The sequence below is a fragment of the Streptomyces sp. Q6 genome, from assembly GCF_036967205.1.
Lineage (GTDB): Bacteria > Actinomycetota > Actinomycetes > Streptomycetales > Streptomycetaceae > Streptomyces > Streptomyces citrinus.
In genome coordinates, this window is record NZ_CP146022.1 from 1,962,718 (window position 1) to 1,977,570 (window position 14,853).

At 72.5% G+C, this 14,853-nt stretch carries 11 protein-coding genes and 4 pseudogenes; 11 read left to right on the forward strand and 4 right to left on the reverse strand.

Annotation, left to right across the window (positions count from 1 at the left end; translation table 11 throughout):
* Nucleotides 1-68 precede the first annotated feature (68 nt).
* From V2W30_RS09200 to V2W30_RS09210, 3 genes and pseudogenes are all read left to right on the forward strand, one after another.
* Entirely contained in the window at nt 69-2,129 is a 2,061-nt protein-coding gene (locus V2W30_RS09200; RefSeq protein ID WP_338695173.1) for a putative cobaltochelatase, read from the forward strand.
* Nucleotides 2,129-2,728, forward strand: a complete 600-nt coding sequence (gene cobO, locus V2W30_RS09205) for a cob(I)yrinic acid a,c-diamide adenosyltransferase (RefSeq protein ID WP_338695175.1) — start codon at nt 2,129-2,131, stop codon at nt 2,726-2,728. Before V2W30_RS09200 ends, cobO begins: the two co-directional genes overlap by 1 nt.
* A pseudogene (locus tag V2W30_RS09210) lies at nt 2,725-4,100 on the forward strand (cobyrinate a,c-diamide synthase). The gene cobO and the pseudogene V2W30_RS09210 overlap by 4 nt, the downstream one beginning before the upstream one ends.
* Before the next feature lie 2 nt (nt 4,101-4,102).
* On the opposite strand, the gene V2W30_RS09215 reads toward V2W30_RS09210, so the two are convergent.
* Nucleotides 4,103-4,831 carry a ZIP family metal transporter gene (locus V2W30_RS09215; protein ID WP_338695177.1) on the reverse strand — a complete coding sequence of 243 codons (729 nt, stop codon included), beginning with the start codon at nt 4,829-4,831 and terminating at the stop codon, nt 4,103-4,105.
* On the opposite strand from V2W30_RS09215, the pseudogene V2W30_RS09220 reads away from it, so the two are divergent.
* The 3 pseudogenes from V2W30_RS09220 (at nt 4,748) to cobC (ending at nt 6,933) form a co-directional block, all read left to right on the forward strand.
* Nucleotides 4,748-5,268 (forward strand): annotated as a pseudogene (locus tag V2W30_RS09220) (cobalamin biosynthesis protein). The gene V2W30_RS09215 and the pseudogene V2W30_RS09220 overlap by 84 nt on opposite strands.
* 310 nt (nt 5,269-5,578) lie before the next feature.
* Nucleotides 5,579-5,812, forward strand: a pseudogene (locus tag V2W30_RS09225) (CbiX/SirB N-terminal domain-containing protein); the annotation flags it as partial.
* A 39-nt stretch (nt 5,813-5,851) separates the two neighbouring features.
* A pseudogene (gene cobC / locus V2W30_RS09230) lies at nt 5,852-6,933 on the forward strand (Rv2231c family pyridoxal phosphate-dependent protein CobC).
* A gap of 109 nt (nt 6,934-7,042) precedes the next feature.
* On the opposite strand, the gene V2W30_RS09235 reads toward cobC, so the two are convergent.
* The 3 genes from V2W30_RS09235 to V2W30_RS09245 all read right to left on the reverse strand — a co-directional run bounded on the left by V2W30_RS09235 (nt 7,043) and on the right by V2W30_RS09245 (nt 10,033).
* On the reverse strand, nt 7,043-7,426 hold the full coding sequence (locus V2W30_RS09235; RefSeq protein ID WP_338695180.1) for a group 1 truncated hemoglobin: 384 nt from the start codon (nt 7,424-7,426) through the stop codon (nt 7,043-7,045).
* 145 nt (nt 7,427-7,571) lie between these two features.
* Nucleotides 7,572-8,537, reverse strand: coding sequence for an SCO1860 family LAETG-anchored protein (locus tag V2W30_RS09240; protein ID WP_338695182.1), 966 nt, complete (start codon nt 8,535-8,537; stop codon nt 7,572-7,574).
* 392 nt (nt 8,538-8,929) lie between these two features.
* Complete coding sequence (locus V2W30_RS09245) at nt 8,930-10,033, reverse strand: amidohydrolase family protein (protein WP_425244511.1); 1,104 nt, start codon at nt 10,031-10,033, stop codon at nt 8,930-8,932.
* A gap of 100 nt (nt 10,034-10,133) precedes the next feature.
* On the opposite strand from V2W30_RS09245, the gene V2W30_RS09250 reads away from it, so the two are divergent.
* From V2W30_RS09250 to thpD, 5 genes are all read left to right on the forward strand, one after another.
* Nucleotides 10,134-11,243 carry a pyridoxal-phosphate-dependent aminotransferase family protein gene (locus V2W30_RS09250; protein ID WP_338695184.1) on the forward strand — a complete coding sequence of 370 codons (1,110 nt, stop codon included), beginning with the start codon at nt 10,134-10,136 and terminating at the stop codon, nt 11,241-11,243.
* A gap of 390 nt (nt 11,244-11,633) precedes the next feature.
* Nucleotides 11,634-12,143: a diaminobutyrate acetyltransferase gene (gene ectA, locus V2W30_RS09255; RefSeq protein WP_338695186.1), complete on the forward strand. Its 510-nt coding sequence runs from the start codon at nt 11,634-11,636 to the stop codon at nt 12,141-12,143.
* 64 nt (nt 12,144-12,207) lie between these two features.
* Nucleotides 12,208-13,479: a diaminobutyrate--2-oxoglutarate transaminase gene (gene ectB / locus V2W30_RS09260; protein ID WP_338695188.1), complete on the forward strand. Its 1,272-nt coding sequence runs from the start codon at nt 12,208-12,210 to the stop codon at nt 13,477-13,479.
* A 61-nt stretch (nt 13,480-13,540) separates the two neighbouring features.
* Nucleotides 13,541-13,939, forward strand: a complete 399-nt coding sequence (locus V2W30_RS09265; RefSeq protein WP_338695189.1) for an ectoine synthase — start codon at nt 13,541-13,543, stop codon at nt 13,937-13,939.
* 5 nt (nt 13,940-13,944) lie between these two features.
* A complete protein-coding gene (gene thpD, locus V2W30_RS09270; protein ID WP_338695191.1) occupies nt 13,945-14,838 on the forward strand; it encodes an ectoine hydroxylase in 894 nt (297 codons plus the stop codon).
* The last annotated feature ends 15 nt before the right edge of the window (nt 14,839-14,853 follow it).

Sequence of the window (14,853 nt, forward strand, 5' to 3'; positions counted from 1 at the left end):
GTGGGGTTGTCCGCACCGTTCCTCGCGCCCCTGTCGGGGCGCTTCGACCCAACGGAGGATTGCCGCTGATGGCCACCCCTTATCCCTTCACCGCCGTCGTCGGTCAGGACGATCTGCGGCTCGCCCTCCTCCTGAACGCCGTGTCGCCCGCCGTGGGCGGTGTGCTCGTGCGCGGCGAGAAGGGGACCGCCAAGTCCACCGCCGTACGGGCCCTTTCGGCGCTCGTGCCCGCGGTCGACGTGGTCGCGGGGTGCCGGTTCTCCTGCGACCCCGCGGCGCCCGACCCGCAGTGCCCCGACGGGCCGCACGCGGACACGCCCGGCGCCCGACGGGCCGCGCGCATGGTCGAGTTGCCGGTCGGCGCGTCCGAGGACCGGCTCGTCGGCGCGCTCGACATCGAGCGGGCGCTCGCCGAGGGCGTGAAGGCCTTCGAGCCGGGGCTGCTGGCCGACGCCCACCGCGGGATCCTGTACGTGGACGAGGTCAACCTCCTCCACGACCACCTGGTCGACCTGCTGCTCGACGCGGCCGCCATGGGCGCCTCCTATGTGGAGCGCGAGGGCGTCTCCGTACGGCACGCCGCCCGTTTCCTGCTCGTCGGGACGATGAACCCCGAGGAGGGCGAGCTGCGGCCGCAGTTGCTGGACCGGTTCGGTCTGACCGTGGAGGTCGCCGCGTCGCGGGAGCCCGCGCAGCGCGTCGAGGTCGTCAAGCGACGGCTCGCGTACGACGACGACCCCGAGGGCTTCGTCGCCCGGTGGGCCGGCGAGGAGGACGACGTACGGGCCCGGATCGTCGCCGCGCGGAAGCTGCTCCCCCAGGTGCGGCTCGGCGACGGGGCGTTGACGCAGATCGCCGCGACCTGCGCCGCGTTCGAGGTCGACGGGATGCGGGCCGACATCGTGATGGCCCGTACCGCGACCGCGCTGGCCGCGTGGGCGGGGCGCACGGACGTGCTCGCGCAGGACGTGCGGCAGGCGGCGCTGCTCGCGCTGCCGCACCGCAGGCGGCGCAACCCCTTCGACGCGCCGGGGCTCGACGAGGACAAGCTCGACGAGACGCTGGACGAGTTCGGGCCGGACGACGAGCCCGATCCCGAGCCGGACGGTCCCGACGGTCCCGACGACGGTGGTTCCGGTCCTGACGGCGGGGGCGGCGGGCTGCCTCCGCAGGCCGGGCCGGAGCAGGGTCCCGAGCGCCCCGACGGCGCCGACGGTCCCGAGGAGGCGCCCGAGCCCGAGGAGGCGCCCGCGGGCGCGCCCGCGTCCGCCGGGGCCGGGGAGCAGCGGGCGGTCTCCGCCGGTGAGCCGTTCCGTACGAAGATGCTGAGCGTTCCGGGTCTCGGCGAGGGTGCGGCGGGGCGGCGCTCCCGGGCCCGTACCGCGCACGGACGCACGACGGGCGCCACCCGCCCGCGAGGTGCCCTGACCAAGCTGCATCTGGCGGCGACCGTGCATGCCGCGGCGCCGCACCAGCGGGCGCGCGGTCGGTCGGGTCCCGGGCTCGTGGTGCGCCGCGACGACCTGCGGCAGGCGACCCGCGAGGGGCGCGAGGGCAACCTCGTCCTGTTCGTGGTCGACGCGTCGGGGTCGATGGCGGCGCGGCAGCGGATGGGTGCCGTGAAGGGCGCCGTCCTGTCGCTGCTGCTCGATGCCTACCAGCGGCGCGACAAGGTGGGGCTCGTGACGTTCCGGGGCACGGCGGCCGAGGTCGCGCTGCCGCCGACGTCGAGCGTGGAGGCGGCCGCTTCCCGCCTGGAGACGCTGCCGACCGGCGGGCGTACGCCGCTGGCGGCCGGGCTGCTCACGGCGCACGAGGTGCTGCGGGTGGAGCGGCTGCGGGACCCGGCGCGCAGGCCGCTGATGGTCGTCGTGACCGACGGGCGCGCCACCGGTGGCCCCGAGCCGGTCAGGCTGGCCGGGCGGGCGGCCGGGCTGCACGCCGCCGAGGGCATCGCCTCCGTGGTCGTCGACTGCGAGAGCGGCATGGTGCGGCTCGGCCTCGCCGGGCAGCTCGCCACCCATCTCGGGGGCACGGCGGTGACGTTGGACGAGCTGCGGGCGGACGCCATCGCCGGTCTCGTCAAGGACGTACAGGGAAGTCAGCAGCACACCAGGAGGGCCGCTTAATGCCGCAGGGACAGCCGAGTGTCGTACCGGACGACGGGCTGACGACCCGTCAGCGCCGCAACCGTCCGCTGGTGTTCGTGCACACGGGCGTCGGCAAGGGCAAGTCGACGGCGGCCTTCGGGCTGGCGCTGCGCGCCTGGAACCAGGGATGGCCGATCGGGGTGTTCCAGTTCGTCAAGTCGGCGAAGTGGAAGGTCGGCGAGGAGAACGCGCTGAAGGTGCTCGGCGCCTCCGGCGAGGGCGGCACCGTCGACTGGCACAAGATGGGCGAGGGCTGGTCCTGGGTGCAGCGGGACGAGCAGGCCGACAACGAGGAGAAGGCGCGCGAGGGCTGGGAGCAGGTCAAGCGCGACCTGGCGGCCGAGACGTACAAGCTGTACGTGCTCGACGAGTTCGCGTACCCGATGCACTGGGGCTGGATCGACGTCGACGAGGTCGTGCAGGTGCTGCGCGACCGGCCGGGGACGCAGCACGTGGTCATCACGGGGCGCAACGCCCCGGAGAAACTGGTCGAGTTCGCCGATCTGGTGACCGACATGTCGAAGGTGAAGCACCCGATGGACACGGGTCAGAAGGGCCAGCGAGGCATCGAGTGGTGACCACCGACGTGCCCCGGCTCGTCGTCGCCGCGCCCGCGTCCGGGTCCGGCAAGACGACCGTGGCGACGGGCCTGATGGCCGCGTTCGCCGAGCGCGGGCTCGCCGTGTCGCCGCACAAGGTCGGGCCCGACTACATCGACCCGGGCTACCACGCGCTCGCGACGGGGCGTCCCGGCCGCAATCTCGACGCGTACATGTGCGGCCCCGAGCTGGTCGCGCCGCTGTTCGCGCACGGCGCGGCCGGGTGTGAACTCGCCGTCGTGGAAGGCGTGATGGGCCTCTTCGACGGAGTGTCGGGCGAGGGTGAGCTCGCCTCGACCGCGCATGTGGCGAAGCTGCTGAAGGCGCCGGTCGTCCTCGTCGTGGACGCCTCGTCGCAGTCGCGGTCGGTGGCGGCGCTCGTGCACGGCTTCGCGTCGTTCGACCCGCAGGTGCGGCTGGCGGGCGTCATCCTGAACAAGGTGGGCTCCGAGCGGCACGAGCAGGTGCTGCGCGAGGCGCTGGAGGAGGTCGGGGTCCCGGTGTTCGGGTCGCTGCGCCGGACGCCTCAGGTGGCCACGCCGTCACGGCACTTGGGCCTCGTGCCGGTGGCGGAGCGCAGCGCGGAGGCCGTGGACTCGGTGCGGGCCGCGGCGGCGATGGTGCGCGAGGGCTGCGACCTGGAGGGCCTGCTGGCCCTGGCGAGGACGGCTCCGCCACTGGACGCGCAGCCGTGGGCGCCGGCCCCGCGGAGACGGAAGCGGAGGCGGCGGTGCCGGTCACCGCGTCGCGGCCGATCGTGGCGGTGGCGGGCGGCGCGGCCTTCACCTTCTCCTACGCCGAACACACCGAGCTCCTGCGGGCGGCGGGCGCCGAGGTGGTCCCCTTCGACCCGCTGCACGACGAACAGCTCCCGGAAGGCGCCGCGGCCCTGGTGATCGGCGGCGGCTTCCCCGAGGTCTACGCCCCCGAACTGTCGGACAACGAACAGCTCCGCAAGTCCATCGCCGCGCTGGCGGGCTCGGGCGCCCCCGTGCTGGCCGAATGCGCGGGCCTGCTCTACCTGTCCCGCTCGCTCGACGGCAAGGACATGTGCGGGGTCCTGGACGCGGACGCGACGATGTCGGGGCGCCTCACCCTGGGCTACCGGGACGCGGTCGCCCTGACCGACAGCGCGCTCGCCCCGGCCGGGGCCCGGCTGCGCGGGCACGAGTTCCACCGCACCGTCCTCGAACCGGGTGCGGGGCCGACGCCCGCGTGGGGCATGCGGCTGCCGACGCCGCGCGTCGAGGGCTTCGTGCAGGGGGGCGTGCACGCCAGCTATCTGCACACGCACTGGGCGGCGAGGCCGGACATCGCCCGGCGCCTCGTGGACCGGTGCGGCACCCCGTGAGCTCAGCCGGCCAGGCCCACCACGAGCCAGATGAACGCCGCGCCCGCGACCGTGCACGCCAGTGTCGAGCGGGCCGGGTGGTCGTGGTGGGCCTCCGGCAGGATCTCCGCGGCGGCCAGATAGAGCAGCACGCCGCCGAAGAAGCCCAGATAGCCGCCGAGCAATTGCTCCGGAATGGTGAACAGGAGCGTCGAGGCCGCGCCCACGACGGGCGCCACCGCGTCGGCGAAGAGCATCATCATCGCCTTGCGGCGGGCGTTCCCGTACAGCCGCGTGATCGTGTACGTGTTGAAGCCGTCGGCGAAGTCGTGCGCGATCACCGCGAGCGCCACGGCGAGGCCCATGCCGCCGCCGACCTGGAACGCGGCGCCGATCGCCATGCCGTCCATCAGGCTGTGCCCGACCATCGCCGACGCCGCCGTGAGGCCCACCTCGGGGGCCCGGCCGTCGTGCTCGGCGGCGCCGTGGGCGGCCTGGCGCTGGGCGAGGAGGTGTTCGAGGACGTGGGCGGCGAGGAACCCGGCGACGAACAGCAGCAGCGCGGCGGGCACCCCGAAGACCGGGCCGCCCGCCGCTTCGAGCGCCTCAGGGAGCAGGTCGAGGCCGACCACGCCGAGCATCAGCCCGCCCGCGAGCCCGAGCACCAGATGGCGCCGGTCGGTGACCCTCCTCGCGGTCCAGCCGCCGACCAGGGTCATCACAAAGGCGCCGAGCGCCACGAACACCGCCATGGGCCCTTGCTAACGCATCCGACGGTCCCGGCGCACATCCGACACCACCCGGACGCCGTGGTCGTCGGTGTCGGCGCCCGCGCCGGGGTGAGCGCCGAGGAGGTCCTCGGGCTGGTCCGTTCGGTGCTGGCCGAGGCCGGGGCGGGGCCGGGGGACGTCGTGGCGTTCGCGACGGTCGAGGGCAAGCGGCACGAGCCCGGGATCGTGCGGGCGGCGCAGCTGCTCGGTGCGCCACTGGTGGCGTTCGACGCGGCACGGCTCGTCGCCGTGCCGGTGCCGCACCCTCGGACCTGGTCCGCGCGGCCGTCGGCACCCCGTCCGTCGCCGAGGCGGCGGCGCTCGCGTTCGGGGGCGTGCTGCTCGTCCCGAAGCGGGTCTCGCCGGGGGCGGGCGGGGGGCCGGGGCGGGTGACGTGTGCGGTGGCACGGAGCGGATAGCTTCCGGCGCGGCGGCGCTTCCCGTCCGGGTTTCTTTCGGTTCCCCGCCCCTCTTGCCTGGCCCCTCTGTCCTCTCGGGCCCCCTCTGTCTGGTCCCTCTGTCCTCTCGGCCCCCTCTACGGGCCCCTCTGCCTGGTCCCTTGTCCGGTTCCTCTGTCCGGTCCTCTCTGTCTGGCTTCCTCCCAAGGAGACACGTCCTGTGCACACACCCGCCCCGGCCCTGCTCGCCGCCCTGGAGCAGCGGCTCGACGACGTCCTGGGCGGCGGTGGCCGTACACCGGCCGACCGGGCCGATGTGACGGTGCTGCTCGTGGGGCGCGGCGCCGCCGATCCCGCCGCGAACGCCGAACTCTGCGCCGCCGCGCGGCTGTTGTGGGAGGGCAGCGGCTTCGCGGGCGTCGAGGTCGCCTTCGTGTCGGGCGCGGCGCCCGACGTGCCGTCGGGGCTCGACCGGTGCGCGGCACTCGGCGCGCGACGGATCGTCACCCTCCCGTACGAGGCGTACGAGGCGTACGAGGCGCGCGTCGTGGACCGGGCCGCGGCGCAGGCGGAGGGGTGGAGCGCGGCGCACCCCGAGGTGGAGGTGCTCCTCGCGGCTCCCGTCGCGGCGCCGGCCCCGGTCGGCGGCCCGGATCTGCGGCACCACGGAGACGCCGAAGTACGGGACGACGGCGAGAAGTTGACGGATCTCGCGGTGAACGTGCGCACCGGCACGCCTCCGGAGTGGCTGCGCGAGCACATCGCGTCGTCGCTCGACGGGCTCGCCACCTATCCGGACGGGCGGGCGGCGCGGGCGGCGGTGGCGGCGCGGCACGGGGTGCCGGTGGAGCGGGTGCTCCTGACGTCCGGCGCGGCGGAGGCGTTCGTGCTGCTGGCGCGGGCGCTCAGGGTGCGGCGACCCGTGGTCGTGCACCCTCAGTTCACCGAGCCGGAAGCCGCGTTGGCGGACGCCGGGCACGCGGTGGGGCGGGTGCTGCTGCGGGAGGAGGACGGGTTCCGGCTCGATCCGCGACTCGTGCCGTACGACGCCGACCTGATGGTCGTGGGGAACCCGACCAATCCGACGTCCGTGCTGCATCCGGCCGGTGCGGTGGCGCGGCTCGCCCGTCCCGGGCGGGTGCTCGTGGTCGACGAGGCGTTCATGGACGCGGTGCCGGGTGAGCGGGAGTCGCTGGCCGGGCGGACGGACGTACCGGGTCTCGTGGTGCTGCGGAGCCTGACGAAGACCTGGGGTCTCGCCGGGCTGCGCATCGGGTACGTGCTGGCCGAGCCGGAGATCATCGCGGCCCTGGAGCGGGCGCAGCCGTTGTGGCCGGTGTCGTCGCCGGCGCTCGTGGCGGCGCAGGCGTGCGTGTCGGTGCGGGGAGTCGAGGAGGCCGCGGAGGCGGCCGTCTCGGTGGCGGCCGACCGGGAGTACCTCGTCGGCCTGCTGGAGGCGTTGGGGTCGTACGGGGTGGCCGTGACCGGGCCCGCGGAGGGGCCGTTCGTGCTGGTGCGGGTGCCGGACGCGCACGCCGTGCGGGAGCGGCTGCGGGGGCGGGGTTCGCCGTGCGGCGCGGCGACACGTTCCCGGGGCTCGGGGCGGACCGGGTGCGGATCGCGGTGCGGGACCGGGCGACGAGCGAGCGGTTCGTCGGCGCCCTGGAGGCCGTCCTGCGGGGGTGAGGCGTCAGGGCGGGTGAGGGGCGGCAGCCGTTCCGGATGGATGCCCCTCACCCGTGCCGGGCTGCACGCCTACCGGGGTGCGGCCCCTCACCCGTGCCGGGCTGCACGCCTACCGGGGTGCGCCCGTCACCTCGGGCTTCAGCGGGACGAGGTGTCCGGCGATCTCGGCGATCGTCGACTCCGGGACCCCCGCCTCCGCCAGGGAGCCGGCGAGGTGGGTCACCACGCGGTCGAAGTCCTCGCCCTTCAGGGACAGTTGGGCGTGCGCCTCGCGCAGCGGGCGGCCCTTGTACGCGGCGGGACCGCCCAGGGCCACCGTGATGAACGTGCGCTGGTGCGCCTTCAGGGCCACGAGGTCCGTGTCACGGAAGTGCGGGGCCAGCGTCTCGTCCGCGAGGACCTTGTCGTAGAAGAGGTCGACCACCGTCGACACCGCGGGGGCTCCGCCGATGGTCTCGTACAGAGAAGCCGTCGTGTCACGCGTGTTATCCATGAGAATCGAACGTATCTGCGGAAGCGGTCATTCAGAAGATCCGTGGAGAGCGGCTCCGCGGAGCGGTGGCCGGGAGCGGCAACGCGAAGCGGGCCGGTGCTCGTGTGCGCACCGGCCCGCTCCTCCCCCCCTCACATCAGTCGCGTCAGGCGCGCGAACGGCCCCGGCGGGCCATCCCCACCGCGCCGCCGCCCGCCACGAGGAGGACGATCGCGCCCCCGGCGATGTACGGGGTGACCGAGCTGCCGCCCGTCTCCGCCAGGTCGCCCTTGGCCGCGGCCTGCTGGGCGGCGACCGGCTTGTCGGCCTTGGCGCCCTGCGGCTTCACGTCGTCGGCGGGCTTCGGGGATGCGGGCGGCACCGACGCCGCGGCCTTCGGGGCCTCACAGGTGGCACCGGCCAGCGTCACCTCGCCGTTGACCTCCGCCACGTTCAGCTTCAACGGGTTGACGGAGACCTTCAGTTGGAGGGCGGACGCCGCGGCCGTCGTCGAGGTCGTCGACGTGTGGGAGAGGCCGAGCGTCACCTCGCCGACGCCGGGGACCTTGACCTCGGTCGTGCCGCCCGCGCTCAGCGTGACCTTCTTGCCGAGGACGGTGACGGAACCCAGCAGGTTCGACTCGGCGACCGGCTTCTTGCCCGCTTCGCACAGGGCCTTCGACGTGACCTGGTCGACCTCGATGAGGGAGAGCAGCGGCAGGCCGGGGACGTGCACCTTGGCGTGGACGAGCTGGGTGAAGCCCTCCGCCTTGTGGTCGTCGACCGTGGCCCGCGCCTTGGCCACGTCGGCCTGGAGCACGCTGAACGGCTGCCCGCCGTCCACGCCGTCCAGCTTCACGGTCAGCGCGGTCTTCTCGGCGCTCGCGGGGGCCTGCACCTCGTTCAGCGCGACCTTGAGCGGGACGTTCACGGTCTTGTTCAGGAGGGAGACGTCCAGGCCGGTGCGGAGCACGACCGCGCTGGACGTGCCGCCGTGGTCGCCGGTGGCGGCCGCCGGTCCTGCGGCGCCGAGGACGACCGGGCCCGCGGCGAGCGCGGTCGCCACGGCCGTCGCGGCGAGGCGGCGGGCGGGCGTGCGCAGGGCGGCGGCGGTGAAGGTGGAGCTGGGCATGCTGGTGGGACCCCCAGGAGAGGACGGGCCGGGACAGGGACCGTCGGATGAATGAGACGTACGCGATCGGCGGATGCCGCCGGACGGCCACGCCATGGGGACATCGCGCGGCGCCGCCGACAGGCATCCACCGGTCGTCAACGAGGGAATCTTTACGCACTGAGAGTGAACAGGCGGCAACCAGGCGTCAGTTCACCCCAAAGGGGGGTTTCCGCGCATCTCTTCGAATCTGTTGGCTCGCGTGTTCCCTCTCGCCCCTCTGTTGCCGCGCACGCCGGTCGACAGCGCGGGCGCAGGCGAATTGTGTGCAACGAGCAGCGATGACGCCGGGTCACGCTGCGTCAACCCCCGTACCGCCGGGCCCGGTTCACCGCGCCCGGCGACGGGGCGCCTCAGCCCACCACCCTGCCCCGCAGCACGATCCGGCGCGGTGCCGCCAGTACGCCGACGTCGGTCCGGGGGTCCGCCCCGTAGACGACCAGGTCCGCCGACGCGCCCTCGTCCAGACCCGGCCGGCGCAGCCACGCCCGCGCGCCCCAGGCCGTCGCCGAGAGCGCCTCGACCGGCGGGATCCCGGCCTTCACCAGTTCGGCGACCTCCCCGGCCACCAGGCCGTGCGCCAGTGAGCCGCCCGCGTCCGTGCCCACGTACACCGGGATACCGGCGTCATAGGCGTTGCGGACCGTCTCGTAGCGGCGCGCGTGCAGGCGTCGCATATGGGCCGACCAGCGCGGGAACTTCTCGTCGCCGCCCGCCGCGAGCTGCGGGAACGTGGCGATGTTGACCAGCGTGGGGACGATGGCGACGCCGCGCTCCGCGAAGAGCGGGATCAGGTCGTCGGTCAGGCCGGTGGCGTGCTCGACGCAGTCGATGCCCGCCTCGACGAGGTCCCGGAGTGACTCCTCGGCGAAGCAGTGGGCCGTGACGCGGGCGTCCAGCCGGTGCGCCTCGGCGATCGCCGCCTCCACTGCCCCGCGCGGCCAGCAGGCGCCCAGGTCCCCGGTGGAGCGGTCGATCCAGTCGCCGACGAGCTTGACCCAGCCGTCGCCGCGCCGGGCCTCCTGGGCGACGTACGCGACGAGGTCCTCGGGCTCGATCTCGTGGGCGAAGCCGCGGATGTAGCGGCGTGTACGGGCGATGTGCCGGCCCGCGCGGATGATGCGCGGCAGGTCCTCGCGGTCGTCGACCCAGCGGGTGTCGGAGGGCGATCCGGCGTCGCGCAGCAGCAGCGTGCCGTGGTCGCGGTCGGTCAGCGCCTGCTTCTCGGCCTCCTCGGCGGGCACGGGACCGTGGGTGCCGAGGCCGACGTGGCAGTGCGCGTCGACCAGGCCCGGCAGGGTCCAGCCCTCGACGGTGGTCACGTCGTGGCCGGCGCCCACCGGCCGGTCGTACGTGATCCGCCCGTCGACCACCCACAGTTCGTCGCGTACGTCGTCGGGCCCGGCCAGGACCCGCCCCTTCACGTGCAGCACCCCGGGCCGGCTCAGCTCAGTCATGGACGAAGCCTATGAGAGGGGTGGGTACGCTCGTCAGCGGCATGCCTTGACGGGCACCTGGCGAACACCTGACGAACCCATGAGTGAAGAGAGCACCACCGTGACGCATCCGTTTCTCGATCTGGCCCCGTTGAGCGCCGAGCACTTCGCCTCCATCGAGGACCGCGTGGCCCGTCTCATGGGCACCTCCGCCACGTCCCAGGACGTGGTGATCATGCAGGGCGAGGCGCTGCTGCCGCTGGAGGGCGCCATCCGCGGGGCGGCGGGGCCCGGCACCGTCGCCCTGAACGTGATCACCGGTCCGTACGGGCAGACCTTCGGCGACTGGCTGCGCGACTGCGGTGCCACGGTGCACGACCTGGCCGTCCCGTTCCACACCGCTGTGACGGCGCAGCAGGTGCGGGAGGCGTTCGCCGAGCACCCGGAGATCGACTTCGTGTCGCTCGTGCACGCGGAGGCCGCGACCGGCAACACCAACCCCGTCGCGGAGATCGGCGAGGTCGTGCGGGAGCACGGCGCGCTGTTCTACCTGGACGCGGTGGCCTCCGTCGCCGCCGAGCCGGTGCTGCCGGACGCGTGGGGCGTGGACCTGTGCGTCATCGGCGCGCAGAAGGCGATGGGCGGCCCGGCCGGCGTCTCGGCCGTGTCCGTGAGCGCGCGGGCGTGGGAGCGGATGGCCGCGAACCCGCAGGCGCCGCGCCACTCGTACCTGTCGCTGCTCGACTGGAAGCAGCGCTGGATCGACGGCGGCAGGAAGGCGCTGCTGCACGCCCCCGCGCAGTTGGAGATGCTCGCCCTCGAAGCGTGCGTGGACCGGATCGAGAGCGAGGGACTGGACGCGGTGATGGCGCGGCACGCGAGCGCCGCCGCGGCGACCCGCGCGGGCGCGCTCGCCCTGGGCGGCGGTCTCGAGCCGTACGTCCACGCGGCCCGGGACGCCGCGCCCGTCGCCACGACGCTGCGCGCGCCGGCCGGGACCGACGCCCGTGAGCTGGTCGCGAAGGCGCTCTCCGTGGACCCGGTGCTTCCGCTGGTCGCCGGGGGCGGGGCGCTGGCCGCGGAGATGATCCGGGTCAACCACTACGGTCCGCAGGCCACGCGCGGCGTCGTGCAGTCCTCGCTCGCCGCGCTCGGCGGCGCGCTCGCGGAGGCCGGGTTCGAGGTCGACCTGGAGGGCGCGCGCAAGGCCGTGGCGGCGGCCTGGGCGTAATCGCCCGGCCTTCCCGACTCATTCCCGAAGTTTTTCGCACCACACAGGGGCGCCGTCCTTTCGAGGACGGCGCCTTTCTTATTCCCCAAAGAATTTCCCTATTGTTTATGAGGGGCAGCTTCCCGTATTGCTTCTGCCCGCTTTCCCGGGGCGTAAACACTAAGATTTCAACAACGGGAATCGCCGTAATTCGGACGAGTGCCGGACGGGTTACGGGCTTGTGACGTACTCCACAAGCGACGACTTTTGCCCGTTATCTGACGTACAAAACAGGGCATATCGTGGACATCTCGCGCGCACGCTCCCGCCCGCGCGATAACACAGATCGACCGCGTACGTAACCCCTGCCCCAGATGCAATTCCAGAAATTGCTCGGTAAATTCAATTCGCATGACCGCCGCACAAGCGCAATTCCAGCTCGACCATCCCGGCGTGGCCGACGGGGCCGCGATCTGGCGTATCGCACGTGACTCGAAGGTGCTCGACCTGAACTCGTCGTACAGCTATCTGCTGTGGTGCCGCGACTTCGCGGGCACCTCGGTCGTGGCCCGCGACGAGACGGGCGAGGTCGCCGGCTTCGTCACCGGATACATCCGACCGGAGCGGCCGCACACGCTGGTCGTGTGGCAGGTCGCCGTGGACGCCGCCCACCGCGGGCGCGGACTCGCCGGAGAACTTCTGGACGGACTGACCGCCAAGGTGCTCGGCGCCGGACGGCCGGTCAGCACCGTCGAGACGACCATCACGCCGGACAACTCCGCCTCCCAGGCGCTGTTCCTGTCGTACGCCCGCCGGCACGGGGCCGGTGTGGAACGCACGGTCCTGTTCGACGCGGGACTGTTCCCCGACGACGGGCACCTGCCCGAGGAGCTGTACACCATCGGGCCGCTCGCGCCCTAGCCCAGCCCCCCACCCCCCTCTCCTTCAACCCCCCTCAACTCCCCTCCCTAGAGGAGCATTTGCTGTGACCATCACCCAGCCGGACCTGAGCGTCTTCGAGACCCTTGAGTCGGAGGTGCGCAGCTACTGCCGCGGCTGGCCCACCGTCTTCGACCGGGCCCAGGGCAGCCGTATGTACGACGAGGACGGCCACGAGTACCTGGACTTCTTCGCGGGCGCCGGGTCACTCAACTACGGCCACAACAACCCCGTGCTGAAACGCGCCCTGATCGACTACCTGGAGCGCGACGGCGTCACGCACGGGCTCGACATGTCGACCTCGGCGAAGCGCAACTTCCTGGAGTCGTTCCAGAACATCATCCTGCGCCCGCGCGACCTGCCGTACAAGGTCATGTTCCCGGGCCCGACGGGCACCAACGCGGTCGAGTCCGCGCTGAAGCTGGCCCGCAAGGTCAAGGGCCGCGAGTCGATCGTGTCGTTCACGAACGCCTTCCACGGCATGTCGCTCGGCTCGCTCGCCGTCACCGGCAACGCCTTCAAGCGGGCCGGCGCCGGCATCCCGCTGGTGCACGGCACCCCGATGCCGTTCGACAACTACCTCGACGGCCGGACGCCCGACTTCATCTGGTTCGAGCGTCTCCTGGAGGACTCCGGCTCGGGTCTGAACACCCCGGCGGCCGTGATCGTCGAGACGGTCCAGGGCGAGGGCGGCATCAACGTGGCCCGCGCCGAGTGGCTGCGCAAGCTCGCCGACGTGTGCGAGCGCTGGGACATGCTCCTGATCGTCGACGACATCCAGATGGGCTGCGGCCGCACCGGTGCGTTCTTCTCCTTCGAGGAGGCGGGCATCACACCGGACATCGTGACCGTTTCGAAGTCCATCAGCGGGTATGGGCTTCCTATGTCCCTGTGCCTGTTCAAGCCGGAGCTCGACATCTGGGAGCCGGGCGAGCACAACGGCACGTTCCGCGGCAACAACCCCGCGTTCGTGACGGCCGCCGCCGCCCTGGAGACGTACTGGACCGACGGTCCGGCCATGGAGAAGCAGACCCTGGCCCGCGGCGAGCAGATCGAGGAGACCCTCGCCGCGCTGCGCGCCGAGTACTCCGAGGAGATCGTCGAGTACCGCGGCCGCGGCATGGTCTGGGGCTTCGAGTTCCGTGACAAGGAGCGGGCGAACAAGGTCGCCAAGCGGGCCTTCGAACTCGGCCTGCTCATCGAGACCTCCGGCCCCGAGAGCGAGGTCGTCAAGCTGCTTCCGGCACTGACGATCACTCCCGACGAGCTGGAAGAGGGGCTGCGCACGCTCACCCGGGCCGTGCGCGAGACCGTCTGACGCGCCCTCACCGGCGCAGGCGGCACCCTCACGACGTAGATACGAAAGGCAGCAACTCACCGTGATCGTCCGTTCGTTCAAGGAGATCGAGAACACCGACCGGCATGTGAAGTCGGCGACCGGCACCTGGGAGAGCAAGCGCATCGTCCTGGCCAAGGAGAAGGTCGGCTTCTCACTGCACGAGACGATCCTCTACGCGGGCACGGAGACCGACATGTGGTACGCCAACCACATCGAGGCCGTGCTGTGCGTCGAGGGCGAGGCCGAGCTCGAGAACCGGGAGACCGGGGAGAAGCACTGGATCGAGCCGGGCACGATGTACCTCCTGAACGGCCACGAGCGCCACACCCTGCGCCCGAAGACCGACTTCCGCTGCGTATGCGTGTTCAACCCTCCCGTGACCGGACGGGAGGACCACGACGAGAACGGCGTCTACCCGCTGCTGACCGAGGAGGCCTGAGCCTGATGAGCACGGAGACACGCACCGATCTGTACCCGACCCGCGGCACCTCGGAGGTGGCGACCCCGCGGATCGACCCGGTCGTCTGGTCGCCGCCGGGCGCGCGCGGTCCGATCCGCCAGTCGGACCTCACCGCCTTCGAGCAGGACGGCTTCCTCGCGATCGAGGAGCTGATCGGTCCGGACGAGATCGGCACGTACCAGGCCGAGTTGAACCGGCTGATCACGGATCCCGCGATCAAGGCCGACGAGCGCTCGATCGTCGAGCCGACGTCCCAGGACGTGCGCTCCGTGTTCGAGGTGCACAAGATCAGCGAGGTCTTCGCGAACCTGGTCCGCGACGAGCGGATCGTGGGCCGGGCCCGGCAGATCCTCGGCTCGGACGTCTACGTCCACCAGTCGCGGATCAACGTCAAGCCGGGCTTCGGGGCCTCGGGGTTCTACTGGCACTCGGACTTCGAGACCTGGCACGCCGAAGACGGCCTGCCGAACATGCGCACGGTGTCCGTCTCCATCGCCCTGACGGAGAACTACGACACCAACGGCGGGCTCATGATCATGCCCGGCTCGCACAAGACGTTCCTCGGCTGCGCGGGCGAGACGCCGAAGGACAACTACAAGAAGTCGCTCCAGATGCAGGACGCCGGCACCCCGTCGGACGACGCCCTCACCAAGTTCGCCGACCGGCACGGCATCCGCCTCTTCACCGGCAAGGCGGGGTCGGCGACCTGGTTCGACTGCAACGCGATGCACGGCTCCGGGGACAACATCACCCCGTACCCGCGCAGCAACGTCTTCATCGTGTTCAACAGCGTGGAGAACACCGCGGTGGAGCCGTTCGCGGCGCCTGTGCGGCGGCCCGAGTTCATCGGGGCTCGGGACTTCACTCCGGTGACGTGACGTCCGTACGTGGGT

Bases quoted from the DNA above. Each gene is read 5' to 3' on its own strand.
- V2W30_RS09200 (WP_338695173.1), top strand. From the start codon at position 69: ATGGCCACCCCTTATCCCTTCACCGCCGTCGTCGGTCAGGACGATCTG.
- cobO (WP_338695175.1), top strand. From the start codon at position 2,129: ATGCCGCAGGGACAGCCGAGTGTCGTACCGGACGACGGGCTGACGACC.
- V2W30_RS09215 (WP_338695177.1), bottom strand. From the start codon at position 4,831: ATGGCGGTGTTCGTGGCGCTCGGCGCCTTTGTGATGACCCTGGTCGGC.
- V2W30_RS09235 (WP_338695180.1), bottom strand. From the start codon at position 7,426: ATGGATAACACGCGTGACACGACGGCTTCTCTGTACGAGACCATCGGC.
- V2W30_RS09240 (WP_338695182.1), bottom strand. From the start codon at position 8,537: ATGCCCAGCTCCACCTTCACCGCCGCCGCCCTGCGCACGCCCGCCCGC.
- V2W30_RS09245 (WP_425244511.1), bottom strand. From the start codon at position 10,033: ATGACTGAGCTGAGCCGGCCCGGGGTGCTGCACGTGAAGGGGCGGGTC.
- ectA (WP_338695186.1), top strand. From the start codon at position 11,634: ATGACCGCCGCACAAGCGCAATTCCAGCTCGACCATCCCGGCGTGGCC.
- thpD (WP_338695191.1), top strand. From the start codon at position 13,945: ATGAGCACGGAGACACGCACCGATCTGTACCCGACCCGCGGCACCTCG.